This window comes from Teredinibacter haidensis (assembly GCF_014211975.1).
GTDB lineage: Bacteria > Pseudomonadota > Gammaproteobacteria > Pseudomonadales > Cellvibrionaceae > Teredinibacter > Teredinibacter haidensis.
On record NZ_CP060084.1, the window covers coordinates 417,861 to 443,729 of the forward strand.

At 46.2% G+C, this 25,869-nt stretch carries 23 protein-coding genes; 14 read left to right on the forward strand and 9 right to left on the reverse strand.

Going from position 1 to position 25,869, the window contains the following annotated elements; translation table 11 throughout:
- The first annotated feature begins 2 nt into the window (after nt 1–2).
- The 8 genes from H5715_RS01745 (at nt 3) to mutT (ending at nt 10,479) form a co-directional block, all read left to right on the forward strand.
- Nucleotides 3–872, forward strand: a complete 870-nt coding sequence (locus tag H5715_RS01745; protein ID WP_075185862.1) for a cell division protein FtsQ/DivIB — start codon at nt 3–5, stop codon at nt 870–872.
- A gap of 36 nt (nt 873–908) precedes the next feature.
- On the forward strand, nt 909–2,135 hold the full coding sequence (gene ftsA, locus H5715_RS01750) for a cell division protein FtsA (protein WP_075185861.1): 1,227 nt from the start codon (nt 909–911) through the stop codon (nt 2,133–2,135).
- A 77-nt stretch (nt 2,136–2,212) separates the two neighbouring features.
- Complete coding sequence (gene ftsZ / locus H5715_RS01755; protein WP_075185860.1) at nt 2,213–3,379, forward strand: cell division protein FtsZ; 1,167 nt, start codon at nt 2,213–2,215, stop codon at nt 3,377–3,379.
- 489 nt (nt 3,380–3,868) lie between these two features.
- Entirely contained in the window at nt 3,869–4,783 is a 915-nt protein-coding gene (gene lpxC / locus H5715_RS01760; protein ID WP_075185859.1) for a UDP-3-O-acyl-N-acetylglucosamine deacetylase, read from the forward strand.
- Between the two features lie 273 nt (nt 4,784–5,056).
- On the forward strand, nt 5,057–5,989 hold the full coding sequence (locus H5715_RS01765) for a M23 family metallopeptidase (protein WP_075185858.1): 933 nt from the start codon (nt 5,057–5,059) through the stop codon (nt 5,987–5,989).
- Nucleotides 5,990–6,108: 119 nt separating this feature from the next.
- The gene (secA, locus tag H5715_RS01770) at nt 6,109–8,844 is read left to right on the forward strand and encodes a preprotein translocase subunit SecA (RefSeq protein WP_075185857.1); all 2,736 of its coding nucleotides are present in this window, start codon (nt 6,109–6,111) and stop codon (nt 8,842–8,844) included.
- A gap of 10 nt (nt 8,845–8,854) precedes the next feature.
- Nucleotides 8,855–10,075 (forward strand): bifunctional glutamate N-acetyltransferase/amino-acid acetyltransferase ArgJ, encoded by a 1,221-nt coding sequence (argJ, locus tag H5715_RS01775; RefSeq protein ID WP_075185856.1) that lies wholly within the window; start codon nt 8,855–8,857, stop codon nt 10,073–10,075.
- Nucleotides 10,075–10,479 carry an 8-oxo-dGTP diphosphatase MutT gene (gene mutT, locus H5715_RS01780; protein ID WP_075185855.1) on the forward strand — a complete coding sequence of 135 codons (405 nt, stop codon included), beginning with the start codon at nt 10,075–10,077 and terminating at the stop codon, nt 10,477–10,479. The genes argJ and mutT overlap by 1 nt, the downstream gene beginning before the upstream one ends.
- On the opposite strand, the gene yacG is transcribed toward mutT, so the two are convergent.
- From yacG to pilB, 5 genes are read right to left on the reverse strand one after another with little or no spacing between them, the layout of a single operon-like run.
- Nucleotides 10,476–10,676 (reverse strand): DNA gyrase inhibitor YacG, encoded by a 201-nt coding sequence (gene yacG / locus H5715_RS01785; protein WP_075185854.1) that lies wholly within the window; start codon nt 10,674–10,676, stop codon nt 10,476–10,478. The two genes, mutT and yacG, sit on opposite strands and share 4 nt — an antisense overlap.
- On the reverse strand, nt 10,673–11,263 hold the full coding sequence (coaE, locus tag H5715_RS01790) for a dephospho-CoA kinase (RefSeq protein ID WP_075185853.1): 591 nt from the start codon (nt 11,261–11,263) through the stop codon (nt 10,673–10,675). The genes yacG and coaE overlap by 4 nt, the downstream gene beginning before the upstream one ends.
- A gap of 6 nt (nt 11,264–11,269) precedes the next feature.
- Nucleotides 11,270–12,157: a prepilin peptidase gene (locus H5715_RS01795; protein ID WP_075185852.1), complete on the reverse strand. Its 888-nt coding sequence runs from the start codon at nt 12,155–12,157 to the stop codon at nt 11,270–11,272.
- Complete coding sequence (locus H5715_RS01800; RefSeq protein ID WP_075185851.1) at nt 12,157–13,383, reverse strand: type II secretion system F family protein; 1,227 nt, start codon at nt 13,381–13,383, stop codon at nt 12,157–12,159. Before H5715_RS01800 ends, H5715_RS01795 begins: the two co-directional genes overlap by 1 nt.
- 5 nt (nt 13,384–13,388) lie before the next feature.
- Entirely contained in the window at nt 13,389–15,116 is a 1,728-nt protein-coding gene (gene pilB / locus H5715_RS01805; RefSeq protein WP_075185850.1) for a type IV-A pilus assembly ATPase PilB, read from the reverse strand.
- 413 nt (nt 15,117–15,529) lie between these two features.
- On the opposite strand from pilB, the gene H5715_RS01810 reads away from it, so the two are divergent.
- The 5 genes from H5715_RS01810 to H5715_RS01830 all read left to right on the forward strand — a co-directional run bounded on the left by H5715_RS01810 (nt 15,530) and on the right by H5715_RS01830 (nt 21,005).
- Nucleotides 15,530–15,967 (forward strand): pilin, encoded by a 438-nt coding sequence (locus tag H5715_RS01810; RefSeq protein WP_075185849.1) that lies wholly within the window; start codon nt 15,530–15,532, stop codon nt 15,965–15,967.
- A gap of 235 nt (nt 15,968–16,202) precedes the next feature.
- Nucleotides 16,203–18,092, forward strand: a complete 1,890-nt coding sequence (locus tag H5715_RS01815; RefSeq protein ID WP_185906581.1) for a hypothetical protein — start codon at nt 16,203–16,205, stop codon at nt 18,090–18,092.
- A gap of 88 nt (nt 18,093–18,180) precedes the next feature.
- On the forward strand, nt 18,181–19,038 hold the full coding sequence (locus H5715_RS01820) for a glycosyltransferase family 2 protein (protein WP_075185847.1): 858 nt from the start codon (nt 18,181–18,183) through the stop codon (nt 19,036–19,038).
- Between the two features lie 77 nt (nt 19,039–19,115).
- Entirely contained in the window at nt 19,116–20,381 is a 1,266-nt protein-coding gene (locus H5715_RS01825) for a lipopolysaccharide biosynthesis protein (RefSeq protein WP_075185846.1), read from the forward strand.
- Nucleotides 20,382–21,005: a class I SAM-dependent methyltransferase gene (locus H5715_RS01830; RefSeq protein WP_075185845.1), complete on the forward strand. Its 624-nt coding sequence runs from the start codon at nt 20,382–20,384 to the stop codon at nt 21,003–21,005.
- Nucleotides 21,006–21,081: 76 nt separating this feature from the next.
- On the opposite strand, the gene H5715_RS01835 is transcribed toward H5715_RS01830, so the two are convergent.
- Both H5715_RS01835 and H5715_RS01840 read right to left on the reverse strand, forming a co-directional pair.
- Nucleotides 21,082–21,960: a glycosyltransferase family 2 protein gene (locus tag H5715_RS01835; protein WP_075185844.1), complete on the reverse strand. Its 879-nt coding sequence runs from the start codon at nt 21,958–21,960 to the stop codon at nt 21,082–21,084.
- 7 nt (nt 21,961–21,967) lie between these two features.
- The gene (locus H5715_RS01840; RefSeq protein WP_075185843.1) at nt 21,968–23,020 is read right to left on the reverse strand and encodes a glycosyltransferase family 4 protein; all 1,053 of its coding nucleotides are present in this window, start codon (nt 23,018–23,020) and stop codon (nt 21,968–21,970) included.
- 123 nt (nt 23,021–23,143) lie between these two features.
- Here H5715_RS01840 and H5715_RS01845 point away from each other — a divergent pair, with 123 nt between their 5' ends.
- A complete protein-coding gene (locus tag H5715_RS01845; protein WP_075185842.1) occupies nt 23,144–24,373 on the forward strand; it encodes a glycosyltransferase family 4 protein in 1,230 nt (409 codons plus the stop codon).
- On the opposite strand, the gene nadC is transcribed toward H5715_RS01845, so the two are convergent.
- Complete coding sequence (nadC, locus tag H5715_RS01850; RefSeq protein ID WP_175574269.1) at nt 24,360–25,205, reverse strand: carboxylating nicotinate-nucleotide diphosphorylase; 846 nt, start codon at nt 25,203–25,205, stop codon at nt 24,360–24,362. The two genes, H5715_RS01845 and nadC, sit on opposite strands and share 14 nt — an antisense overlap.
- A gap of 22 nt (nt 25,206–25,227) precedes the next feature.
- Nucleotides 25,228–25,752 carry a retropepsin-like aspartic protease family protein gene (locus tag H5715_RS01855; RefSeq protein ID WP_075185840.1) on the reverse strand — a complete coding sequence of 175 codons (525 nt, stop codon included), beginning with the start codon at nt 25,750–25,752 and terminating at the stop codon, nt 25,228–25,230.
- Nucleotides 25,753–25,869 lie beyond the last annotated feature (117 nt).

Consider the following 25,869-nt stretch of genomic DNA (forward strand, 5'->3'; position numbering starts at 1 on the left):
GAATGGCTCCAGTAAAGAAGCATAATTCCAAAGGAGAGCGGGTCTACGGATCAAAACGTAAAAGATCCGATGGGCGAGTAAAGTCTAAGGGCGCAGTAAAAAAACGAAAGAATATGTCAGTGTTTTTTTCTGCGGTTCGCTGGGGGCTTTGGTTGAAAGGTATGGCTGTATGTGGCGCTTTTTATCTGCTGGCGGTATATGTAGATTGGTGGAGTTTAAGTAATAAAGCGCAGGCATTGGTGAATAAACCCATCGCTAATGTTGTGGTTAAGGGCGAGTTTACTTGTTTGGAAAAAGGCACTGTTCAACGTATGGTTGTTGATCATATAAACGGCAACTTTGTGGGTATTAATTTGGCGGAGCTGCGTTCGAGTTTGGAAAAAAATGCTTGGGTGCAATCGGCAAGTGTACAGCGGTTATGGCCTGACGGGTTGCAGATCGACGTGCGTGAACAAAGGCCAATTGCACGTTGGGGAAATAGTAGTTTTATTAATCATGAAGGTGCCGTCATTGGAATAGGCCGCAACGACCAGCTTGTGCATTTACCGCAATTGTCGGGGCCAATGGAGCAGAGTCGACAGATAACACGCACTTATCTAGATATGACAGAAATGCTATCTAGTCACGGAATGGCGTTAGTTGGGATACATGTAGACCCAACGCTTTCGTGGGAAGTGAAGCTGACAAGTGGTGTTGAAATCGTATTTGGCCAATACGAAGTGCTAACGAAAATGCGCAATTTTTTATTGGTATACGACACAAAGTTAAAAGCCGATATTCAGGAGGTTAGCCGCGTGGATATGCGTTACGAAAGTGGAATGGCTGTGGCCTGGAGAGATCAGGTATTGGCGAGTGTAAAGGCAGACCATTAACAGATGAAACTATTTAAACAAGTGGCAGGTGAGTAAATGGCATATTCAAGCGGGGGGCGCATGATTGTCGGCCTGGATATAGGAACATCCAAGGTTGTTGCGATTGTTGGTGAGGTCTCTACTGAGGGTGATTTGTCGGTTGTCGGTATCGGATCGCATAAATCCGTCGGTATGAAAAAAGGCGTAGTGGTCAATATTGAATCCACGGTGCAATCCATTCAGCGTGCGGTGGAAGAGGCCGAGTTGATGGCTGGTTGTGAAATTCATTCGGTTTATGTAGGTATTGCAGGTAGTCATATTAGAAGTTTGAATTCTCACGGTATTGTCGCCATTAAGGACCGCGAAGTTTTTTCTCAGGATTTGGATCGCGTAATTGACGCCGCTCAAGCTGTCGCTATTCCCGCAGATCAAAAAATTCTGCATATCTTGCCGCAAGAATATTTAATTGACGATCAGGAAGGTGTGAAGGAGCCGCTGGGAATGTCCGGGGTTCGCCTGGAAGCGAAGGTTCATTTGGTCACGTGTGCGGTCAATGCAGCGCAAAATATTGAAAAATGTATTCGTCGGTGTGGCTTGGAGGTGGAAGACGTTATTTTGGAGCAGCTGGCCTCCAGCTATTCGGTTCTAACGGAAGACGAAAAGGAATTGGGCGTTTGTCTAGTAGATATTGGTGGTGGCACCACGGATATTGCTATTTTTACCGAAGGCGCCATTCGCCATACGGGAGTTATCCCCATAGCGGGCGATCAGGTTACGAACGATATCGCGATGGCCTTGCGTACGCCTACACAGTATGCAGAGGAAATAAAAATCAAGTACGCCTGCGCACTGGCAAAATTAACCGGTGCAGAGGAAACCATAAAGGTGCCGAGTGTTGGTGATCGACCGGCACGCGATTTATCTCGGCAGGCGCTTGCTGAGGTGGTTGAACCAAGGTACGACGAGTTGTTTACACTGGTTCAGGCAGAGTTGCGAAGAAGCGGTTTTGAAGATTTGGTCGCGGCAGGAATCGTTTTAACCGGCGGCACATCGAAAATGGAAGGCGTTATCGAGTTGGCGGAAGAGATTTTTCATATGCCGGTTCGTTTGGGGGCGCCGAATAATATTAGCGGTCTGAAAGATATTGTTGATAACCCGATATATTCCACCGGCGTCGGTTTATTGATTTACGGTATGGGGCAGAGTGCTGATAGCGGCTACGGCTCTGAACCGGGGCTAAGTTTTATTGAGCGTTTGAAATCTTGGTTTCAGCGTAATTTGTAAATTTTCACGAATTTAATTTGGTAGAAAACTACCGAATTGATTGTAGTTTTAATCAAGGGGAAAAGAGGGGAACTCTTATGTTTGAATTAGTTGATAGTATTCCGCAAAATGCGGTAATTAAAGTTGTTGGTGTTGGTGGTGGCGGTGGTAATGCAGTTAAGCACATGATCACCAATGCGGTTGATGGCGTCGAGTTTATTTGTGCGAATACAGATGCTCAGGCATTAAAAGATGTTGATGCTCGCACGGTATTGCAGCTTGGCAACGGTATTACTAAGGGCTTGGGCGCAGGAGCAAACCCTGAAATTGGTCGTCAGGCAGCAATGGAAGATCGCGAACGCATTCTCGAAGTATTGGAAGGTGCTGACATGGTGTTTATTACTGCCGGGATGGGCGGTGGAACCGGTACTGGAGGCGCGCCAGTTGTAGCGGAGATTGCCAAAGAACTGGGCATTTTAACGGTTGCAATTGTTACTAAACCTTTCCCGTTTGAGGGGCGTAAACGCATGACGATAGCTGATGAAGGTATTAAGCAGCTTCAGGATCGTGTGGATTCTCTTATCACCATACCCAATGAAAAGTTGCTGGCTGTGTTGGGCAAAGCAACTACTTTACTGGATGCGTTCAAAGCCGCCAACGATGTATTGCTAGGTGCCGTTCAAGGTATTGCCGATCTGATTATTCGCCCGGGTATGATCAACGTGGATTTCGCCGATGTACGTACGGTCATGTCTGAAATGGGTATGGCAATGATGGGTAGTGGTAGCGCTACCGGTGAAAACCGAGCTCGCGAAGCGGCAGAAGCCGCCATTCGCAGTCCGCTGCTTGAAGATATTAATTTGCAAGGCGCTCGTGGTATTTTGGTCAATATTACGGCTGGAATGGACTTGTCTCTAGGTGAGTTCTCTGAAGTGGGTGACACTATTGAAGAGTTCGCCTCAAATGATGCCACCGTAGTTGTTGGCACAGTGATCGATCCAGATATGTCGAACGAGCTTCGAGTGACCGTAGTTGCAACCGGTTTGGGCGCGGCTATGAGTGTAGAACGTCCGGTGCCAACGAAGGTAGTTGTCGATAATACCCGAAAAGCGGATGGTCGCCCCAACTATGCAGAGCTGGACCGCCCAACGGTTATTCGTAACACCCAGTCTGCGGCGAAAGCGATTGCGCCTGAAGCTGTAGCGCAAGAAAAGGATATGGAATATCTGGATATTCCTGCGTTTTTACGTCGCCAGGCAGATTAATCTAAAAGCAAAGTAAAATTGCTTGCGGGAAGCGATTCTCGTAGGACATGTTGGGCTGAATTGTCGCGATCGAGCGAGGCAATGATTTCCCCGCTCTCCCCTATTTTAGGGGGCACATGGATGTGGTTGCCTGCATTTTGGCGACATTCTGGGTGGAACTTATTACGACTTCACCCGTCTCAGCTCTAACATGGCTAATTTGGCATGGGATTGATTTAGCCCGAGGCTTCCATCGCCGTCGGGCGTCGACCTCGGCAAAGCCGCTTGGGAAGTAGAGTATCGTGCGAACAGCATTGTTTGTTTGTGATGGTATTGAGTTTTACTGGTGGCATTTAGATCCAAATGTTGAAACAGGTCTCAGCTGAACACAAAGGTACTTGTATTACGCGACAAAAGTGCTGTTCAATTGTTGATCAGCCCAGTTGGTTTGGCGTATGCGTTCTGGTATGATGCGCGCCGCTTTCTGCCCCACCCTAGAGATGTTATTTAATGATCAAGCAGCGAACCCTTAAGAACGAAATTCGAGCAACAGGCGTAGGTCTTCATACAGGACAGAAAGTTTATCTAACTCTTCGCCCCGCTCCAGTCGATGCCGGTATTGTGTTTCGTCGAATCGACCTGAATCCCGTTGTTGAAATTGCAGCTAAAGCTGAGAATGTTGGCGATACAACGCTTTCCACCACGTTGATGAGTGGTGATGTGCGGGTATCGACGGTTGAGCATTTGCTATCGGCGATGGCTGGTCTGGGTATCGATAACGCCATTGTTGAAGTGAGTGCTGACGAAGTCCCCATTATGGATGGCAGTGCGGGGCCGTTTGTTTTTCTGATTCAATCAGCGGGTATTCAAGAGCAGAATGCGCCAAAGAAATTTATTCGTATTAAGAAAAAGGTTGTTGTTCGCGACGGTGATAAGGAGGCTTGCTTCCTGCCGTTCGAGGGCTTTAAAGTGTCTTTTGCCATCGATTTTGACCATCCGGTTTTCAAAGGGCGTAAGCTGGATACGACGGTCGATTTCTCCAGTACGTCCTTTGTTAAAGAAGTCTCCCGTGCGCGCACCTTTGGGTTTATGCATGAAATTGAATACCTACGCTCAAAAGGCTTGGCCAAGGGTGGCAGTGTGGATAATGCCATTGTGGTGGACAAGTACCGCATTCTGAATGATGATGGCCTGCGCTACGAAGATGAATTTGTTAAACACAAGGTGTTAGACGCTATTGGTGATTTGTACCTGCTAGGTACCAGCCTGATTGGAGAGTTCAAAGCCTTTAAATCCGGTCATGGTTTGAACAATAAATCGCTACTTGAGCTAATAAAACAAAAAGATGCCTGGGAGTTGGTGACTTTTGAAGATGATGAAGAAGCGCCCATTTCTTACGTGAAACCGTTATTGGCGGCATCCTAAAAGACGTTTGACGGTATCGATAAATGACTCTTTTTTTTGAGCTATACGAATAAAAACGTCCGTTGGTTGATCTGTGATCGAATATGGAGTTGAAGTTTTGTGGTTAGATGTGCCATAGTTCTGACACTCAAGGGTTTGTGCGACACCCGGAAGGCAACTGGACTTGCACCTTAGTCCGGTGTACACAACTATTATGATAAAGCGCTGGCGAACCCCTATTCGTTCGCCAGTAATAAAGTCGCTAAAACTAGCACCCAGTGTGCAAATTGACCAATGAAAATAATCGTAGTGAGTAAACGCCACGGTAGCACCCGCAGTTTTACACTGGGTGGGTGGACTCGTGCGTTGCTCTCAGCCTGTATCGTTGGCATCCCTGTCGGGGCCGCCACTCTTGCCGTTTCCCACCTTTCCAATACGGATGCCTCCGATGTCATGACACCGGAATCGGCGCTGGCTTGGTCCGAATCTTTGGAACGGCAAGAAGCTGAGGTAGAAGAAGCTCGTTATCTCACAGAGAAAAAACTGGCGGCAATAACACTTCGAGTAGCAGAGCTGCAAGCGCGTTTAGTTAGGCTTGACGCGTTGGGTGAGCGGCTCACTACTATGGCCAAGCTCGACAATGGCGAGTTTGATTTTAGCCGTGTTCCGGCATTGGGTGGCCCTGAAGAGGATCTTGATGAAGCCAACTACGCAGCACCTGATTTTCAGTTGGTGTTGGAGCAGTTGGGCGAACAAATCGAAGACCGGCAGCAGCAGCTGGATACGCTTGAAGCGTTAATGGCCAAGCGCAAGCTCCAAAACGATGTATTCCTTGCTGGTCGTCCTATTAAGAAAGGGTGGATGTCTTCCCGCTACGGTCGCCGTAGTGACCCCTTTAATGGTCGTATTGCCTGGCATGCAGGGGTCGACTTTGCAGGAAAGGCGGGCTCAAATATTATTGCTGTAGCCGCGGGCGTTGTTACCTGGTCGGGTGAACGTTACGGTTACGGTGAAATGGTGGAAGTGAACCACGGCAATGGTTTCACAACACGTTATGCACACTGTAAAGAAAGCCTAGTGAACGTTGGCGACGTGATAAAAAAAGGCCAAATTGTTGCCCTCATGGGTTCCACTGGTCGTTCAACCGGGCCACACGTTCACTTTGAAGTCTATAAAAATGGTCGAACCGTCGACCCTGCAGCGTATATTCATCGCACAAACCGATAGAATCCCCTTCTTTTCGCCAGCAATAGCTTTATATTGTTCGGCCAAGCTCAACTTCATGTTTTAATCGACGCACTATAAAAAATTCGGGCCTTGGGGCTCGCTTACTGGTTGGAAAATATATGTTAGGTAAACTCGCTAGGGCTGTTTTTGGCTCCAAAAATGATCGTGAGCTGAAAAAAATGGGCAAAGTGGTTCAGCGAATTAATGCGCTTGAATCGGATATGGAAGCATTAAACGACGAGCAGCTAAAAGCAAAAACGGCCGAGTATCGTGAGCGATATGAAAAGGGCGAAACGCTGGACCAGCTGTTGCCGGAGGCATTTGCAACCGCGCGTGAGGCCAGTCGCCGCGCAATGGGAATGCGACATTTTGACGTGCAGTTAATCGGTGGTATGACCTTGCACCAGGGCCATATTTCGGAAATGAAAACCGGTGAAGGTAAAACGCTGGTAGCAACGCTTGCGGCCTATTTGAATGCGATTCCGAGCAAGGGAGTTCATATTGTAACGGTTAACGACTACCTTGCTCGTCGCGATTCCAACTGGATGCGTCCTGCGTACGAAGCGCTGGGCATGACGGTGGGTTCCATTGTGTCGATGCAGGATCAGCAGGAAAAATACGACGCCTACCGCGCAGACATTACCTACGGCACTAATAACGAATACGGTTTTGATTACTTGCGTGACAATATGGCGTTGCGCCAAGAAGATCGCATGCAGCGACCTTTGTTTTTTGCGGTTGTCGATGAAGTGGATTCCATATTGATCGATGAGGCACGTACACCGCTGATTATTTCCGGTGCCGTTGAAGATAGCTCTCTGTTGTATCAAAAGATCAATACTCTGATTCCGAAACTGAAACTCCAGCCAGAAGTTGCAGAAGGTGAGGAGAACACGGAAATTGGCCACTTCACCATCGATGAAAAATTGCGTTCTGTGGAGTTGACGGAGGATGGCCATCAGTTGGTTGAAGAGCTACTGATTAAAGAGGGCCTATTAAAAGAAGATGAAAGCCTGTATCAGGCATCGAATTTGAAACTGGTACACCATATTCAATCGGGGCTGCGGGCACACCACCTTTATCAGCGCAATGTTGAATATATTCTCCAGGATAATCAGGTTGTTTTAATTGATGAGCACACCGGCCGAACGATGTCTGGTCGTCGCTTGTCTGAAGGTCTGCATCAGGCGATTGAAGCGAAAGAAGGTGTTTCTATTCAGGCCGAAAGCCAGACCATGGCATCTACCACCTTCCAGAATTATTTCCGTCTCTACCCCACGCTATCGGGAATGACGGGGACAGCGGATACCGAAGCCTTTGAGTTTCGTCAAATTTACGGCCTCAACGTCGTCGTTATTCCAACTAACCGTCCGGTGTCACGCCAGGATCTTAACGACCTTATCTTCCTTAATATGGAAGATAAGTACGATGCAATTATTGATGATGTTAAAGCCTTTCGCGAGAAGAACGCGCCAGTACTGGTGGGTACAGCGTCGGTAGAAACGTCCGAAGAAATGTCTGATCGTTTGACTAAAGCGGGTATTCAGCACGAAGTTCTTAACGCTAAGCAGCACGAGCGCGAGGCAGATATTGTTGCGCAAGCTGGTCGTCCAGGCGCCGTTACTATCGCCACCAACATGGCAGGTCGCGGTACCGATATTGTGCTCGGAGGTAAGTGGGAGTCTGAAATCGCTAAGTTGGATAATCCTAGCCAAGAGGAGATCGATGCGGTTAAGGCCGATTGGAATCTGCGCCACGAAATGGTTATTGAAGCCGGTGGTTTGCATATTATAGGAACCGAGCGGCATGAATCCCGTCGTATCGATAACCAGTTACGCGGTCGTGCTGGTCGACAGGGCGACCCTGGACTATCGCGTTTTTACTTATCTCTCGAAGATAACCTGATGCGCATATTCGCCTCGGATCGCATGCGTTCCATCATGCAGACCCTGGGTATGGAAAAAGGCGAAGCCATTGAGCACCGTATGGTGACGAATGCAATTGAAAAAGCCCAGCGTAAAGTCGAAGGTCGCAACTTTGATTATCGTAAACAATTATTGGAATACGATGATGTAGCCAATGATCAGCGTCGCGTTATTTATGCACAGCGTAATGAATTACTGGATGCGGATGATATAGAGGAAGCAATTGCGGGTATTCGAGAAGATGTCATTAGTGCGCAGATGGCGAGCTTTATTCCTCCTCAATCGGTTGAAGAACAGTGGGATATAGCCGGTTTGGAAAAACGACTTCAGGACGATTACGGTATCAGCCTGCCGATTCAGCAGTGGCTGGATGAGGATGCCAATCTTCACGAAGACTCGTTGAGAGATAGAATTGTTGGGGCTGTGGATGAACTTTATCTGCAGAAAGCGGAGCAGATTGGCGATATTATTCGCACCCTGGAAAAGCAGTTAATGCTGCAGGTGCTAGACACTCTTTGGAAGGATCACTTGCAGAATATGGATTCTCTTCGCCAGGGGATCAACTTGCGCGCTTACGCACAGCGTAATCCTAAACAGGAATACAAGCGTGAATCTTTTGCCCTGTTTGAAGAGCTGTTAGAAACATTGAAGAGCGATATTACGCGTGTTCTCTTCCGTATCCAGCCGATTAGTGAAGAGCAGTTGGCAGAGATGGAGCGCCGCCGTCGGGAAGAAGCAGAAGCACAGAAAATGCGTATGCAGCAGCAGCACGAAGAATTTTCTGCGCTGACCAAGGAAAGCCCCGAAGCAATGGCGCAGGTTAGGCCCGAGCGGCCCTATGTACGTGATGGTAAAAAAATTGGCCGTAACGATCCGTGCCCCTGTGGTTCAGGAAAAAAATACAAAGCTTGTCACGGAAAATTGGCGTAGGAGCGAATTTATGGCTGTAGGTGAAAGTCTTTGGCCGCATATATACCCCGTTGCGGGTGTGCGTCTTGGTGTTGCGGCCGCAGGGGTGAAGTACCGTGATCGCAACGACGTCGTATTACTGGAGATTAAAGACGGAAGCTCCGTTGCTGGTGTATTTACACAGAACACATTTTGCGCAGCGCCAGTAACCATTGCCAAACAATTGCTGAAAGAAAAAACGCCACGCTTTTTTATTATTAACTCCGGTAATGCCAATGCTTGTACCGGTCGGCAAGGGATGGAAGCCGCCTGGGAAACCATGCAGGCGGTGGCGGATATTAGTGGAGAATCCGCCGACAGAGTGTTGCCATTTTCAACGGGCGTTATTGGTGAGCCGCTACCCTGTGGGAAGATTTCCGCCGCCGTGCCCGAAGCGTTTAACAGCCTTTCTGTCGAAGGTTGGGAAGCTGCTGCCAGAACGATTATGACCACGGATACCCGTCCCAAGGCGGCGAGTGTAGAAGTTGATGTGGACGGAGAAGTGATAACCATAACGGGTATTGCAAAGGGTTCCGGTATGATTCGTCCCAATATGGCGACTATGCTGGCCTATATCGCAACCGATGCCGCAATTTCACCAGATGTTCTGGGAACGATCTCCCGCTTGGCTGCTAACAGATCTTTTAACCGTATTACCATCGATGGTGACACCTCCACTAACGATGCGTGTATGTTGATCGCAACCGGGCAGTCGTCTGCTCCAGCGCTAAAATGTCACGGTGGCGAATATTTCGAAAAAATTGCTGCGGCAATCGTCGCGGTTTATCAATCTCTTGCTCAGGAAGTCGTTCGTGATGGTGAGGGGGCGACGAAATTTGTCACGGTGAATGTTTCGGGAGGCCAATCGCAAACGGAAAGCTTACAGGTTGCCTACTCCGTAGCGCATTCCCCCTTGGTTAAAACGGCTTTGTTCGCCTCTGACCCCAATTGGGGGCGGATTGTTGCCGCCATAGGTTATGCTGGTATCGAGGGTTTGGATGCTAATGGCGTACGAGTTTCGCTGGATGATGTCGAGATTGTACGGGATGGAGGACGATCACCGAACTACACGGAAGAGGCGGGACAGGCTGTTTTTAACCAATCTCAATTTGCGATTAATATCGATCTGGGGAGAGGTGAAGCGTCTGAAACTATTTGGACGTCAGATCTTTCTCACGAGTATGTCACCATTAATGCCGAATACCGCAGCTGATGGCTTCATCGGCTAAGCCTGTTCGGGTAGCGGTGGGCGTCGTTCTAAACGCCGAAACCGAGGTGCTTGTTGCCCAGCGTCAACAGGGGCAGCACCTCGCTGGTTTGTGGGAGTTTCCCGGCGGCAAAATAGAGGCGGGTGAAACCTGTGAGCAGGCGTTGAAGCGTGAATTGGAAGAAGAGGTCGGGATTGTGATTGGCCTCTGCCACCCGTTTGCGCGCATTATTCATCAATACCCAGAAAAGCAGGTTGAGCTGAATGTGCAACTGGTAAGTACTTTTGAGGGGGAGGCACACGGGAAGGAAGGGCAGGCAGTGCGTTGGCTTGCACTATCAGAGCTGAAAGAAGAAATGTTCCCAGAGGCTAATCGCGCGATTATTCACAGCCTGCAACATCAGCTTTAAAACCCTTCCGGTTTATCCTCAGACCAGTTATCACTCTCCGTTTCGTCGCCTTCAATAAGGTGCTGTTCTGCAGCCCAGCCACCAAAATCGATGGTTTTGCAGCGGTCGCTGCAAAAAGGGCGAAATGGGAATTCATCAGTCATTAGAACTTGCTTACTACAGGTAGGGCATTTTACGGCGAGCGTTTTAACAGTCATAACATCGATAAGTAGCGTTGGTGTAGGTCTTCCACCTGTTTGCGGGTGGAGTTTAGGTCGCCGCTATTATCGATAATATCGTCCGTCCTTGCCAGCCTATTCTGGCGTGATATCTGGTTTTGGATAATGGATTTAATACCGTGGGCGCCGACATCATCACGCAGGGATGCGCGTTCAAGCTGTTGTTCTTCGCTGACATCGACAACCACAACGCGATCAACCAGGGCGTTCTGCCCTGTCTCGAGCAGTAGAGGCGAAGAAAGTATGACATAGGGGCTTTGAGCGGCATTTAAACGCGCGATAGTTACGTTGCGAATAACGGGATGTGTCAACTGCTCAAGCCATTTTTTTTCTGCAGGCCGGCTAAAAATAAGTTCTCGCAGCTTGGCTCGATCAAGCGTCAGGTTGTCCTGCAGCATCATTTTCCCAAAGTGTTCGACAATTTTTTCCAGACAGTCGGTGCCGGGTTCTACTGCTTCGCGTGCAATAACATCGGTATCAACAATGGTAATACCCAGGGCTGAGAAATAATCTGTTACCGTTGATTTGCCGCTTCCGATTCCTCCTGTTACGCCAATTTTCAGCATTGGGTATTAGCCGACTTTGGCGTAGTTCAGGTAGGCAGCGGTAATTTGATCTCCCCAAAAAAATGCGATCCAGCCTGCGATGGCGAGATAGGGGCCAAAAGGTATGGGGATGTTTTTGTCTCGACCGGCGATAAGAATACCGGCTATACCGATTGCGGCACCCACGAAAGATGACAGGATAATAATCAGTGGCAGCATTTCCCATCCCATCCAGGCGCCTAGAGCCGCCAGTAGCTTAAAGTCGCCAAAGCCCATCCCTTCCTTGCCAGTGGCAAATTTGAACAGCCAGAAGACACTCCAGAGCACACCGTAACCCAAAATGGCTCCGTAAACAGCGCTTTGTAAATCGGTAAAGAGGTGAAAAGAATTAAGCAGTATACCCAGCCACATTAAGGGCAGGGTAATGCCATCGGGGAGTAACCTATGATCGATATCGATCATGGTTAAGGCAATGAGGCTCCAGGTAAATACCAATGCAAGCCCGGCTTCATAGCTAAAGCCGAGAATGAGAAGGCAAAAAACGGAAAGCAGGCCGGTTATTACCTCTATTATCGGATAGCGGATAGAAATGCTGGCCTTACAGCTGTGGCAGCGCCCTTTGAGGATAAGGTAGCTAAGTACTGGAATGTTCTGCCAGGGCTTGATGGGCGCTTTACACTTTGGGCAATGCGAAGCGGGGAAGGCGATATTGAAGTTGGGGGCTACCTCATCTTCAGTGTTGGGGTTGTCGGATAAAAATTCTTTACACTCAACTTTCCATTTGGCCAGCATGGAAAGGGGCAAACGATAGATAACGACGTTTAGGAAGCTGCCAATCATCAAGCCCAGAACCAGTGTAGTGATAAGTAGACCTGCGAGTACCACTGGATCGTAACCGAAACTGTAGGTTGTCATTAAATAGCCTGACCAATCTGGAATATGGGCAGGTACATAGCAATCATAAGGCCGCCCACAAGGACACCGAGTATTGACATAATCATCGGTTCGAGTAGCGAAGTCAGGCTGTCTACCATATTATCTACGCCTTCTTCATAGTAATTGGCGACCTTATCTAGCATATCATCGAGCGCGCCAGACTCTTCGCCGATGGCTACCATTTGAATAAGCATAGCCGGAAAAATATTGGTGTTAGATATTGAAGCGTTCAGTTGGGTACCAGTAGAAACGTCATCGCGTATGCGTAATACTGCTGTTTCGTAGAGCGAGTTGCCAGTGGCTCCGGCTACGGACTGAAGTGCGTCGATTAAGGGGACTCCCGCTGCGAACGTTGTAGACAGGGTGCGCGCGAAGCGCGCGATAATCGACTGATAAACAATACCGCCGACAATAGGAACTTTGAGGATTAGTCTATCCATGAAATTTCTAAAACCCTTACTTTTTTCCTTTGCTTTTCCATAAAAGACAACCGTCAAAATAATACCCACTAGAATTACAAGCCAGTATTCTTGCGCTAATTCTGAAAGATGTAAGACAAAAAGTGTGAACGCAGGCAAATCGGCACCAAAGCTGCTAAAAGTGTCTGCAAATTGAGGAACAACTTTTACCAGCAATATACCTGTTACAACAATGGCTACAGCAACGACGGCAATGGGGTATGTCATTGCCTTTTTAATTTTAGCTTTTAGCTGTTCCGTTTTTTCTTTGTAGGTGGCAATTCGCTCTAGCATCGTTTCAAGAGCGCCCGATTGCTCACCGGATTCTACTAGGTTGCAAAATAGGTCATCGAAGTATTTGGGACGTTTGCGCAACGAGGCCGCAAATCCACCGCCAGCAGCGACGTCGTCTTTGATGCCTCGAATTAAATCCGCCATTCTTTGGTTTTCACTGCCGCCAGCAACAATTTCAAAACTTTGCACGAGAGGCACACCCGCTTTCATCATTGTTGCCATTTGTCGTGTGAAAATGGCAATATCCAAGGGGTTGATTTTTTTTCCGCCACCACCGAACAGAGGTTTTGGTTTTCGTCGTACAGAGTTTGCCCGTACCCCTTGTTTTAAAAGCTGAGCCTTGGCCAGAGCAGGGCTTGGGCTGAAAACCTCCCCCGTAACTTTGTGGCCCTTTTTATCTACGCCTTTGTAGACAAAGACTTCGGTTGTTGCGGATGCTTTTGCGGTTGCCATACAGATTAATCCTTCGTCACTCGGTTGGCTTCTTCGAGGCTGGTTAGCCCTGCTGCCGCCTTGCGAAGCGCCGATATTCGTAAATCGTTAAAACCCGCTTTACGGGCGGCATCGGCAATTTGAATAGAATTGCCACCTTCCATAATAATGCGTGAAATCTCGGGTGTAATGCGCACAACTTCATAAATACCTACACGGCCCTTATAGCCGTCACTGCACTTGTTGCAACCCACGGGGTGGAACAGTGTGAACTCTTCCCGAGGGACCCCAATAGTGTCGAAACCTTCTTCAGAGAGAATTTCTTCGGGAATATCATCCGCCGGTTTTTTGCAGGCGCTGCACAGTCTTCTGGCTAGGCGTTGCGCAATAATAATACTGACGGTTGTTGCAACATTAAATGTCGGTACACCCATATTGAGCAGGCGGGTGAGGGTTTCGGGGGCGCTGTTAGTGTGTAAAGTAGATAAAACCAAGTGGCCTGTTTGAGCGGCTTTAATCGCAATTTCGGCCGTTTCGAGGTCTCGGATCTCGCCTACCATCACAATGTCGGGGTCTTGGCGCAGAAATGATCGTAATGCCTCCGCGAAGGTAAGTCCAACCCTCGTATTCATGTTGACCTGGTTTACCCCCTCCAGGTTAATTTCCACAGGGTCTTCTGCAGTCGAAATATTGCGTTCGGTTGTGTTTAGAATGTTTAATCCGGTATAGAGAGAAACTGTCTTACCCGAACCGGTAGGGCCGGTAACTAAGATCATTCCCTGGGGCTGGGCCAATGCATCCATATACATTTTTTTCTGGTCTTCTTCGTAACCGAGGGCGTCAATACCCAGTTTTGCACTGGACGGGTCAAGAATTCGAAGAACAATCTTTTCACCAAAAAGTGTTGGAAGACTGTTCACACGAAAGTCGATGGCCCGGGTTTTGGAAATTTTCATCTTAATACGACCGTCTTGTGGAACGCGTCGTTCAGAGATGTCCATTTGTGACATCACTTTTAACCTGGCCGCCAATCGAGTCGCAAGGTTTGTGGGCGGGCGAGCCATTTCTTTCAGGATGCCATCGGTACGAAATCGTACCCGGTAAGATTTCTCGTAGGGCTCAAAATGAACGTCGGATGCGCCGATCTTTATGGCGTCCAAAAGGACTTTATTGACAAAGCGAACAATGGGCGCCTCATCGGCTTCGGAACTATCGTCTGTACCCTGTTGGTTGCTTTCATCCACGGCTTCGATATCAAGGTCGTCGAGCGCCTCTTCGTCTAGCCCTCCAAGCGCATCGCCGATACTTTCTTCTTCAGCTTTCAGAAAAGCTTCTATTGCCGTATGGAGTTTATCGGCTTCGGCTAATAAGACTTCGGTATTTAAGCCGGTGTTGAATTTAATTTCGTCGAGCGCGTGCAGGTTGGTTGGGTCTGCTAATGCAACGAATAGTCTGTTGCCTCGCTTGAACAGTGGAAGCGCGTGGTGCTTGTGAATCAGTTTAGAGTCGACTATACCCGAGGGGATTGACTCGGTGCTCAGGGATGCGAGGTCGTACAAGGGGGTTCCAAACTCATCGGCTGCAGCTTCAGCCATGGATTTGGCGTCGATAGCACTGTTGTTGACGAGGTACAAGGGAAGTGGAGTCTTCGCTTTGGCCGCGGCTTCGGTTGCTTTTTGCGCTTCGTCTTCCGAGATGAGGTTATCTCGAACTAAGCGACGTGCAAGGCCGGTAAGACTGGTTGCTGTATTCATGTATTTCCCTGCTGAGTCCTGTCGTATAGCGCCTGAGGCCATTATCGGATTGGCTAACGAGTAAAGTGTAGGACAATGAACGTCAGAAAGATGATTTTAGAGGAGACTTTACCACTTTTTTGAGGTTCGGCCAGTAACCTGTTGTTAATTTTAAGGTTTTAAGTGAGCTAAGCCTCATTTTTATGCGGGTAACGTGTAAAAGTAATGCGAGTGAAGCTTGGCTGTTGTAGTCAAATCTTGTTTAGGGAGTGACATTTTTTGTCATGCAGCTTTTGAGGCTAGCCATTCGAAAATGGTGGTTAACGGTTTGAATGTAGGGTTTTACTTGTGTTAGAGGTGGGTTTTGTTAGTTGGCATTGATATTGAATACATTAATTTCGTATTTCAACATTTCCCGTCGGAGGAACTTTTACATGAAAAAAGTACAACAAGGTTTTACTCTTATCGAATTGATGATAGTTGTTGCGATTATCGGTATTCTGGCAGCGGTTGCGCTTCCGGCGTATCAAGACTACACCATTCGTAGCCAGGTTTCTGAAGGTTTGAACTTGGCGCAGGGCGCTAAAGTAGGTGTTCAGGATTTCTGGTCTGATCGTGGCCGTTTCCCCGCTAGCAACGTTTCGGCTGGTATTGCGTTGCCAGCTTCAATTGTTGGCACCTATGTTTCTACCGTTTCAGTTGGGGCTAGCGGTGTGGTCACGATTACTTATGGTCGTAATGCGAACACGGCTATAACCACTGCTGGTACAAACACTTGCACTATTACCCCAAGAAGTGCAGGTGGTAGTGTTGTTTTTGCGGGCGACTGCACTTTTGACAATAAATATCGTCCACAAGCGTTCCGTGACTGATAATAAGTTTCTAGGAAAAGCCTGGTTATCCGCCAGGCTTTTTTTATGTCTGAAGTTTTGTGGTTATTTATGTCTCGAACGTTTTATTGGTAATGCGCGGTGATAAGATGAGCCTGAAATTCAGTAGTTGGATAACTTATTCCCTATGTTAGTTTTACTTGGAAAGTTACATTGTGGGGCCTCGAGTTTTCGGAGGCAGCTCAGTATACTCCTAACCATAATTTGTTCTTTTGTCGTGCTCTTCTGGCTCTATTCATATGCAAAGGGGCTCCAGTGGGGTTTTGACGACTGGATTAACCTGAAAGACCTTTCGCAGGTTAGCTCCTTTGACGGTTTAGTCAATTTTATATTCGGTGGCATAGCCGGCCCTACAGGGCGCCCCGTATCACTGCTGGCGTTTCTTCCCAATTATACAGATTGGCCAAGCAACCCTTACGGGTTTGTGTATGGAACACTGATCTGGCATTGCTTAAATATGCTGTTAGTATTCTTGTTGGTCAACCGAATACTGAAAATACATAATGAATTCGCGAGTTCTGCGATGTGGGTAGCTCTTGTTTCCGCTGTTATGTGGGCAGTGATGCCCATACACGCGAGCGCCATCCTGCTGCCGGTACAGCGTATGACTCTTGTATCTGCTTTTTTTGCCCTTGTCTCAATGAATATCTTTGTTTACTGGCGCACTCGTTGCGCGGGTAAAGGAAACTATTTAATGACAGTTGTTAGTTTGGCGGGTGTTGCGCTGGCGTTGCTTTTGTCTGTATATGCTAAAGAGAATGGTGTTCTTGTTATCGCCTATCTTGCAGTGATAGAGGTCTGCCTGTTAGGGCATCTATCTGCCCCTCTGAATAAAAGAGTCTGGTCGTTCGTTGTGAAAGCGGCGTGTTTGTTCATTCCTCTGTTATTGCTTGCTTACTTATATTTGAAATGGGGATCCATTCACGCCAGTTATGCCTCTAGCCGTAATTTTGATGTAAGTGAAAGATTAGCTACCCAGCTGGTTATTTTGTGGGAGTACGCAAAAAACTTGATTTTGCCTCGGGCGACAGCATTTGGCCCGTTTCATGATGGGCACGCTATATTTAGTTGGCAAAATTTAGTGCCTCTGGGAGCGCTACTGGCTTGGGTTGCAGCTGTTTCAGCGGTCTTGGCTTGGTCAAAAACAGGGAGTATGCTTGGGCGTATTGGTCTGTTTTCGCTGTTATTTTTCCTGTCGGGGCATTTGCTGGAGTCCACTTTTGTTCCTCTGGAGCTTTACTTTGAGCACCGCAATTATCTTCCCGCATTGGGGTGGGCGATATTTCTATCCGTGGCCTTAGTGCAAGCATTGAAAAATGCGCATCAAAAAGCGGTTGTATGGACTGTCTTCAGTGTGTATATAACGTACAACGTATTTGTTGTCCAGCAAATAACTTCGCTATGGGGACAGCCACTTTTTGCCGCTGAAATGTGGACAAGAGCGCAGCCGAACTCTACCAGAGCAGCGCAAATGCTCGCGCGTGAATACTCTATGATAGGGGAGTCTGGAAAAGCGCTTGAAGTTCTGGATCGCTTCTCTCTCAATGAGGTTTCAAGTCGTCTAGATGTAAAAATTCAGGCTTTTACTTTGGCTTGCTCTACGGAAAGCTGGGTGGGACTGGACAAGCGCATTAACTTGATGACTGATTCAGTGGCGGCGTTGGTTTCACCTAATGGCATCGCAACTGGTCTTCAGTCTATGGGGGATGCGGTTCGCCGGAATAAATGTGAAGGTATTTCACTTAAAAGGTATGAGATATTCCTATCTGAGCTTCTGGATCACCGTAAAATTAAGATAAATAGAAGGGTTCGGCATTATGTTTACTATGAGCTTGGATTGGTTGCCGAATCTATGGAGCGCTTGGATGATTTTATCAAGTATGCAAAGTTAGCATTTCTCGATTTTCCATCCTTGTCGGTGGCTCAAAAGATAGCTTTAGAGTTGTTCAAAAGTGGGCACGAAGAAGAGTCTTTGGCTTGGATTGACGAGGCCGTGGGGTATGCGCCTACCAATATTTCTGGCGTAGCTTGGTCCCGGAGTTTGACCAGTTTGCGTAATGCTATTATTGATATACAGGCGATGCGTTCGCAGTTGAATATTGAGTAATGTTTATTCGTGTAATATGGGGGAATCCTAATTTTGATGTCAGATTCGAAAGAAAGGCTAATAATTCCTTGTTTAAGTGGAGTTAGCTATGAGTAAAAGGGTCAGCATCATATTGCCCGCAAAGAACGAAAGCGCATCCATTGGTAAAGTTGTCTCTAAGCTGCGAGAGATTCACTCAGAATATGAGATTCTAGTTGTCGATGATGGGTCTTCTGATAATACAGCTGACGTAGCCGAGCAGTCGGGTGCAAGGGTTGTACGGCATCGGTATTCTATGGGGAATGGGGCTGCGATTAAAACAGGAGCGCGGGAGGCCAGCGGAGAAGTGTTTGTTTTTATGGATGCTGATGGACAGCATCGGCCAGAAGACGTATCCAGACTATTAGAAACGTATGAACAGGGTTACGATATGGTGGTAGGGAACCGCGATTCGAAATCCCAAGCAAGCTTTGGAAGGCTTGCCGCTAATAGGGTATATAATCGCTTGGCTAGCTGGATGGTTGGGGTGCGTATACGGGATCTAACCTCTGGGTTTCGTGTGGTAAACGCAAAAAAATTCAAGGAGTTTCTGTATTTACTGCCAAACGGTTTTTCTTACCCTACAACTTGCACGATGGCGTTTTTTCGGGCAGGTTATTCTGTTAAGTATGTGGGTATTACTGCTGATAAACGTCAGGGTAAAAGCCATATCCATGTTGCAAAAGATGGACTCCGGTTTTTGCTTATTATCTTTAAAGTAGGAACACTATACTCTCCGTTGAAGCTGTTCACGCCTGTTAGTGCGGCGCTTTTTATTCTCGGCATGTCATATTATATCTATACTTATGCAACAGTAGGAAGATTTACAAATATGAGTGCGTTGCTCTTTACAACATCGCTAATGATTTTTTTGTTAGGGTTGATATCGGAGCAAATTACCGCTCTTATGTACCGAAGAGAAGATTAATAGTAAGTTGCGTAATAGCCTGAAAATAAATATTGATCCTTGGTTGACTGATTGTTGGTGCCTAATTGCTATGAATTATGTGTGGTCGTTCTGATCTGAAAACAATAGGTAATGTATTTGCTCTCGCTTCCGGGGCTGCCGTTGCCCAGTTAATTGCTATTGTGCTTATGCCTGTAATTGCTCGCTTTTATGGGCCTGAAGAATACGGTATTCAAGGTGTTTTTCTTTCTGTAGTTAATATTCTCGTGCCAGTGTCTACCTTGATGTATTCGATGGCAATTGTGTTGCCTAAGTCTGAAAGGGGCGCTTTCCTCGTTTGTAAAATTGCCATTCTGATTTGTTGTTTTAATGCGGCTATTGCTGCAGTTGTATTGTTTATATTTTACCTGATTGGAGGGGGGACGGTTTTTGGCGAGGCCTATTTTTCTTTCTTCTTTTTTATACCCTTATATATTTTCTTCTACGGCATTCATTCCTCCGCCTACCATGTGCTTGCGAGGAGGCAAAAGTTCAAAAAAATTGCAGGGATAAATGTCGTACAGGCGATTGTTACAAGTGGCGGAAAAGCGCTTTTTGGGCTCTTTTCTTCCAATGCTTTTTTCTTAATTTTTTTCCATACTTTTGGGGTTTTGATCGCTGGTTTAATATCCTTTAGTAAACAGGATTGGAAGACGTTGATCTCGGAGTTGAGGCGGGGACTGGTTACTAGTAGAGATAAGGTGGTCGCAGGGTTTTTTCGAGACTTCCCAAAATATAGATCTCCCCAAGTGCTTTTGAATGCGAGTTCGATGAGCGCTCCCGTGTTACTGCTCGCATTTTATTTTTCTCCAGAAACGTCCGGTTACTACAGTTTGGCGTATTCTTTGGTGAATATTCCTTCTGGGCTGCTCGGGGCCGCCGTAACTCAGGTGTATTACCCAAAAATAACAAAAATGGTTCGGAGTCATCAGCCCGTTCGGTGGGATATCGTGAAGGCGACGATAGTGCTATTTGTTGTAGGTATTCCAATATTTTGTGTATTTATATTTTATGGCGAATTTATTTTTTCTGTAGTGTTTGGGGTCGCGTGGATTGGTGCGGGTGAGCTATCACAATATTTATCGCTAATGCTTTTTATGGGGTTTGTTAATAAGCCTGCTGTTGCGGCTATTCCTGCTTTAGGGATACAGAAGGGGTTGTTTGTATATGAAATTGCTAGCTCCTTTTTAAAGGTGTTTGGTTTTTTGGTTTCGTATTATGTTTTTGGGTTAGCGGAAATTTGCGTCCTTGTATATGCGATTATTGGCGCGATATGTTATGGTTTCCTTATTTTATGGGTTGTTATTGCAGCAGAGAAAATTTAGATGTTTGAAAAGCAAGTTGAAAAATGCCACTACGAGTTCGGACGTTATTTTCATAAAAAGCGATGGATAAGCGTTTGGCACCAAATTTCAGAGGTGCTTGAAAAATCTCCTAGCTGTGTTCTTGATGTTGGTCCGGGGGCCGGGGTTCTGGCAGCACTTCTGAAGCTACAGAACATTAAGGTCGAAACTGCAGATATCGATCCTGACCTTAACCCTTCGATATTGTTGTCATCGGCAAAAATTCCTGTTGATGATAACCGTTATGATTGTGTTTGTGCGTTTCAGGTGTTGGAGCACCTGCCGTACGACGAAGCGCTAAGTTTGTTTCGTGAGATGGTTAGGGTGAGCAAGAGTCAAATAGTCATTAGCTTGCCTGATGCAAAGAAAGTGTATCGGGTGCTTTTGGACTTTCCTTTTATCGACAATTTTTCTGTATTTATTCCTAGACCCAGATTTGGGCAAAGAAAAAACAAGTTTGATGGAGAGCATTATTGGGAAGTTAACAGAGAAGGGTTTTCTCTCGGTAAGGTTGTATCAGATCTTAGCGCTAATGCGGAGTTGCTAAAAACGTATAGAGTTCCAGAAAACCCACATCATAGGTTTTTTATTTTTCATAAGTGGTGAGAGTTGCTGTCTTTTGTTGTTTTTTTTCGGTAGGGCGGTGTTAATTTTTTGTGGCGCTAACGCACGCCTATTTTACTTACTCTCTTTCTGGGTTTCCGCCTAATCGTATTCTGATTTTCTCAATTTCACTAACTCCATATATGACCGCTGCCAAAAAAAATATCTTGATTCTGGATGGGAGTGAAAATCTATTATCCGATAGTATGAATTTTATTTTTTTTATTATGGAGCTTGGCTCGTTACCTTGGCGAATTTTATAATATTCTTCGTTTTTGTAAATTCTATCAGCAATAAGCTTGCCAGCTGCAACTCGCCTTGCTTGTTTGATCGCAGACGCAAGGGTTGTTCTCGGGGCTGTGATGACGGCGGTGTTTCTGGAATACGTGGTTGGTATTCCCATATGCTCGGACTTCCAGCACCAGAGTCTATCGCCTCCAGATAAAAGCTCGGTGTCAAATACGCCGGTTTTTTCCCACGTTGTTCGAAAGATGAAAAGGTTGGCTGTAGTAGAAAAAGATCTTGAGAGAATATTTTTCTCTTGCCCGAACCCAGTCATTAGTTGGTATTTTGTGGCGACACTTTGGGATGCTTGATCACTCAGTATGACATTACCGCCTATATTGCATATCGGTGTGTGGGCTCTAAGCGATTTTACTCCACTCTCTAACCAATCGCTTAAGGGTTCGCAGCCTGCATCAAGAAAAACAAGTATATCGCCGGTTGATTTTTTTACGCCATAATTTCTGGCTGCATAAGAGCCGGGAGTTTGACATACAAATAGCTTGGTATTGCTTGTGTGATCAATGTTAAGAGTAATAGGTATAGGCGAGCCGTTGTCTATTATCAATACTTCAGTTTTGATTTTTTCTAACGAGAGTTGGGGGCGAAGCGTGTCAAGTGTTTTATTTAGCCCTTCTTGATCTTTGTAAACGGGTATGATTATTGAAACATCCATTTTTTGCTCAACTTTCTTGGGTTTTTAACAGGCCTTTGTAGATAGAAATGTATTTGTTTACAGCAACATTTCCACAGTATAAAGATGAATTTCTTAACGCTCCACTAGAGAGCTTGTTGTAAACGCCATGATTTTTTGCAAGCAGCCTTATCTTTGATGTGTATGCCGATATGTTTTCAGTTTCACACAAAAAACCACAGCTTTCATTAACTATCTCTGGCATTGAGGATGTGTCGCTTGTGATTATTGGTAAGCCACAATATTGTGCTTCTAGAATAGATAAACAGCACCCTTCAAGGCGACTGGGAAACAAAAAAGCGTCTGCTTCGTTGTATATATTGAGCAGCTCCTCTCTCGGGACTTTTCCTTTATATATAATATTTGGGGCGCTGTTAGATAAGTTGTCACTGCTATCTCCTGCAATGGTGAGTTGATAGTCTTCGCCAAGATTTTGCATGATTTGAGTTAGTATGTCCGCGCCTTTTAGTGGGCGAAGCTTTCCGACAAACAGCAGCTTAAAAGGATGTTGTGGTTTTTCTTTTGATCTTCGATAGAATTGGCCTTCCTCTATCCAGTTATATATAGGGAGAATATCTTTCTTTGGCTTGAATGTTTTTTCTACGACGATTGCAGTGTATTTGCTCACGGCTGTTAATGCGCAGGATTTTTTTATATTAATGGCTTCATTCCGTTTGACCCATATCGCATGATATAGTTTTTGTAATATCGATTTGTATGGGGAAAGCGTGCTGTCATGCACGCATGTATGAAAGGTTGTTACAATATTGCATTTTGAGGGTAAAAGTGATGATGGAAACCATGAGTTTATGTGAGTGATATTTACCCATGCAGGGACTTTCAGCGTTTTGAGCATCAAAGGGAAATATTCAGCGTGGTGGGGCAGCCATTGTATTTCTGCTCGTATTCCCCTTTTGTTTAGCTCTTTTACTAGTTGTATAGTGAAAATGTCGACGCCTGAGCCCGCTTTAATAGTAGGAAACCATATTGCTGGCAGGGGGGGGCTGGCTAGCTTGGCTTTATGCGTTGTTTCAATATTCATTTTGATATTTACTTATGATAATGAGCTACTATACCTGCGTATTTTTATTAGCGGCAGTCAGCTTGCTAAACCTTTCTGATGCTATAGTACTGATTTCGCCAAGTTTCCACAGTGGTTATCCCAATGGATGATAGAAAAGAGAAAATCCTCGTTCTTACCTCAACTTATCCTCGCTTTCGTGGCGACAGTATCCCTGAGTTTGTTCATGGATTAAGTTCTCGCTTAAATAATAAATACGATTTTTTTGTATTGGCCCCACATTGTAAGAGATCGTTAAAAAACGAGGTTATTGATGGCGTTAATATAGTAAGGTTTCGTTATGCCCCTGAGCGATTGGAGGTTCTTGCATATGGAGCTGGAATGCTGGCAGAGTTAAAACGCAATCGCTTCGTATACTTGTTGGTGATACCTTTTCTTTTTTCCCAAATGGCTTATACCTGCTTCTTTATTTGGAAGTATAAGATACGCCTAGTACATTGTCATTGGATTATTCCTCAGGGAATAACTGTTTTGTTTGTAAGGCTGATTTTCTGGAGAAAAGTTAAGGTTGTATTAACTGTTCATGGCGGCGATTTGTATAGTTTTAATGGCGCTTTTGGTCGTTTGTTAAAAAGAGTTGTGTTGAGTGCAGCAGATATTATTGCGGCAGTAAGCGAGGCGGTGAAAGCGGATATTAATAGTAGGTTTCCGGGGCATTCGCAACGATGTGTTGTTGCTCCGATGGGGGTGGATCTCGAGGGTCGCTTTATTCCCGGTGCGGTAAAACATAGGCAGGGTATAGGGTTTGTCGGTCGTCTAGTGGAGAAAAAAGGCGTTTCTACTTTGATTAATTCTCTTAGGATCTTGCATGACATGGGGGGGAATCAAAAGCTCACGATTATTGGTGATGGAGATGAAAGACCGCAGCTGGAATCACTGGTTCAGGAATTAGGGTTGCAGGAATACGTTGAGTTTTTAGGCGCAATACCTAATGAGAGAGTGGTCGGGTACTATCAAAAAGTCGAAGTAGCTGTGATCCCTTCACTTGTTGCATCTACCGGTGATAGAGAAGGCTTGGGGTTGGTGGCCGTTGAGGCCATAGGTTCGGGAGCTATTACGGTTGCTTCTGATTTGCCTGCATTGGCAGATGTTATTACGGACGGGGTAACTGGGTATACCTTTGGAGCGGGGTGTGCTGAAAGCCTAGCGGAAAAATTGCACAATATTTTTTCCGACATAGAAGGAGCTCGGCGTCAATTAGATTGTGCGCGAGATCACATTGTTCAAAAGTTTTCCTGGGGCTCCTCAGCGGAAAGATACGCTGAAATATTCAAATCAGCACTTGTTGATAAGGAAAAGCCTACTGACTATTAAACCGCATCGACAAATCAATCGCCCCGCAATTTTTAGTCAAATCCCCTGTAGAAATATAATCTACATTATACTGTTTCAATACGGCCACTTGATCGCTAGTGACATTGCCAGAGATCTCAAATTTTGCGGTTCGTTCCAGGTTGCTGGCGTACTCCAACATATTGGCACTGAAGTTATCCAGCATTATAATATCGGCGCCGGCGCTCAGGGCTTTATTCAGCTCTTCGAGAGTTTCTACCTCTACTTCTACGGGTTTCCCCGGAGCGATTTCTTTGGCGGTTTTTATGGCTTGCTCTATTCCTCCGCATGCGGAAATGTGATTCTCTTTAATTAGAAATGCATCGAACAATCCTATGCGGTGATTGTGGCATCCTCCACAGGCCACGGCGTATTTTTGTGCAGTTCGTAGCCCCGGGATGGTTTTTCTTGTATCGAGTATTTTAATGCTGGTATCGGCAACTAGCTGCGCATATTGACTGGCTTTTGTTGCTATACCCGAAAGGAGTTGCAAAAAATTGAGCGCTGTTCGCTCGCCCGTTAAGAGTGAGCGGGTGTTGCCCTCAATGGTGAAAAGAGTGGTGTCCGCGGTAACTTTTTCACCGTCAGCAACTTGCCAGCGAATACTGTTGATGCCACCTATCTGGCGATAGACTTCATCTACCCAAGCTATTCCGCAAATGGTGCAATCTTCACGTGTAATCACTTCTGCCGTGTTGGTTTTAGAGGCTTCAATAAGCTGTGCGGTAATATCACCACTCCCCACATCCTCTTCTATCGCCTGCGTTACCGTTTGTTCGATGTCTTTTTGAATGTCTTTTATGTTTAGGTTCATGATTCTACTGCTAAATGGAAGGTTACTGTTTGTATTGTCGCAAGGTGAGATGCTTTCCCTGCTGGGAAAAATCCAGAGATTTTAACACGCTCATGCCAAGCAGTACTTCGTCTCCGTTCATCCCTGGGTTGAGGGATGCTCTTACATTGTGAAGTTGAATCGGACCGAGATCCAGTTGTGTGATTTCGGTCATCCACACCATAACCTCTCCATTAGCGGTTGAAACGGGTATTTGTGGCCCGCGTTTCAAACCGAGCTTTCTTTGAAGGCTTGCGGGAATGGCGACGTCCGTTGCGCCAGTATCAAGCATAAAGGTTACTGCCTGGCCGTTAATAAACCCGTTGGCTAAATAATGACCGTAAGGGTTTCGCTCGAGGGTCACGTCTACCCAGTTCGGATTTTCTTTTCCTTCCAAGTATTGGTTTGGATTATAGCGGTTTTCTTCATGGCGGTTGAAAAACAGGGTTAAGCCCGCGAGAACCAGTATCCAGCAGGCTATTAGCATGCCCTTGCCGATATGTTTTCCTGGTGCTTGTTTTTCGCTCATGAGGTCTCTAGAAAGGCTGAGGAATAGTTGTTTGCCAATACAATTCTTTTGATTATATCAAGGATGTCTTGTTAGGCCACAGAAGTATTAAATGCGTCACGCTTTGGACTACAGCTT

What these genes read in the sequence shown, in the direction of transcription:
- H5715_RS01745 (WP_075185862.1), top strand. Translation starts at nt 3, where the DNA reads ATGGCTCCAGTAAAGAAGCATAATTCCAAAGGAGAGCGGGTCTACGGA.
- ftsA (WP_075185861.1), top strand. Translation starts at nt 909, where the DNA reads ATGGCATATTCAAGCGGGGGGCGCATGATTGTCGGCCTGGATATAGGA.
- ftsZ (WP_075185860.1), top strand. Translation starts at nt 2,213, where the DNA reads ATGTTTGAATTAGTTGATAGTATTCCGCAAAATGCGGTAATTAAAGTT.
- lpxC (WP_075185859.1), top strand. Translation starts at nt 3,869, where the DNA reads ATGATCAAGCAGCGAACCCTTAAGAACGAAATTCGAGCAACAGGCGTA.
- H5715_RS01765 (WP_075185858.1), top strand. Translation starts at nt 5,057, where the DNA reads ATGAAAATAATCGTAGTGAGTAAACGCCACGGTAGCACCCGCAGTTTT.
- secA (WP_075185857.1), top strand. Translation starts at nt 6,109, where the DNA reads ATGTTAGGTAAACTCGCTAGGGCTGTTTTTGGCTCCAAAAATGATCGT.
- argJ (WP_075185856.1), top strand. Translation starts at nt 8,855, where the DNA reads ATGGCTGTAGGTGAAAGTCTTTGGCCGCATATATACCCCGTTGCGGGT.
- mutT (WP_075185855.1), top strand. Translation starts at nt 10,075, where the DNA reads ATGGCTTCATCGGCTAAGCCTGTTCGGGTAGCGGTGGGCGTCGTTCTA.
- yacG (WP_075185854.1), bottom strand. Translation starts at nt 10,676, where the DNA reads ATGACTGTTAAAACGCTCGCCGTAAAATGCCCTACCTGTAGTAAGCAA.
- coaE (WP_075185853.1), bottom strand. Translation starts at nt 11,263, where the DNA reads ATGCTGAAAATTGGCGTAACAGGAGGAATCGGAAGCGGCAAATCAACG.
- H5715_RS01795 (WP_075185852.1), bottom strand. Translation starts at nt 12,157, where the DNA reads ATGACAACCTACAGTTTCGGTTACGATCCAGTGGTACTCGCAGGTCTA.
- H5715_RS01800 (WP_075185851.1), bottom strand. Translation starts at nt 13,383, where the DNA reads ATGGCAACCGCAAAAGCATCCGCAACAACCGAAGTCTTTGTCTACAAA.
- pilB (WP_075185850.1), bottom strand. Translation starts at nt 15,116, where the DNA reads ATGAATACAGCAACCAGTCTTACCGGCCTTGCACGTCGCTTAGTTCGA.
- H5715_RS01810 (WP_075185849.1), top strand. Translation starts at nt 15,530, where the DNA reads ATGAAAAAAGTACAACAAGGTTTTACTCTTATCGAATTGATGATAGTT.
- H5715_RS01820 (WP_075185847.1), top strand. Translation starts at nt 18,181, where the DNA reads ATGAGTAAAAGGGTCAGCATCATATTGCCCGCAAAGAACGAAAGCGCA.
- H5715_RS01825 (WP_075185846.1), top strand. Translation starts at nt 19,116, where the DNA reads ATGTGTGGTCGTTCTGATCTGAAAACAATAGGTAATGTATTTGCTCTC.
- H5715_RS01830 (WP_075185845.1), top strand. Translation starts at nt 20,382, where the DNA reads ATGTTTGAAAAGCAAGTTGAAAAATGCCACTACGAGTTCGGACGTTAT.
- H5715_RS01835 (WP_075185844.1), bottom strand. Translation starts at nt 21,960, where the DNA reads ATGGATGTTTCAATAATCATACCCGTTTACAAAGATCAAGAAGGGCTA.
- H5715_RS01840 (WP_075185843.1), bottom strand. Translation starts at nt 23,020, where the DNA reads ATGAATATTGAAACAACGCATAAAGCCAAGCTAGCCAGCCCCCCCCTG.
- H5715_RS01845 (WP_075185842.1), top strand. Translation starts at nt 23,144, where the DNA reads ATGGATGATAGAAAAGAGAAAATCCTCGTTCTTACCTCAACTTATCCT.
- nadC (WP_175574269.1), bottom strand. Translation starts at nt 25,205, where the DNA reads ATGAACCTAAACATAAAAGACATTCAAAAAGACATCGAACAAACGGTA.
- H5715_RS01855 (WP_075185840.1), bottom strand. Translation starts at nt 25,752, where the DNA reads ATGAGCGAAAAACAAGCACCAGGAAAACATATCGGCAAGGGCATGCTA.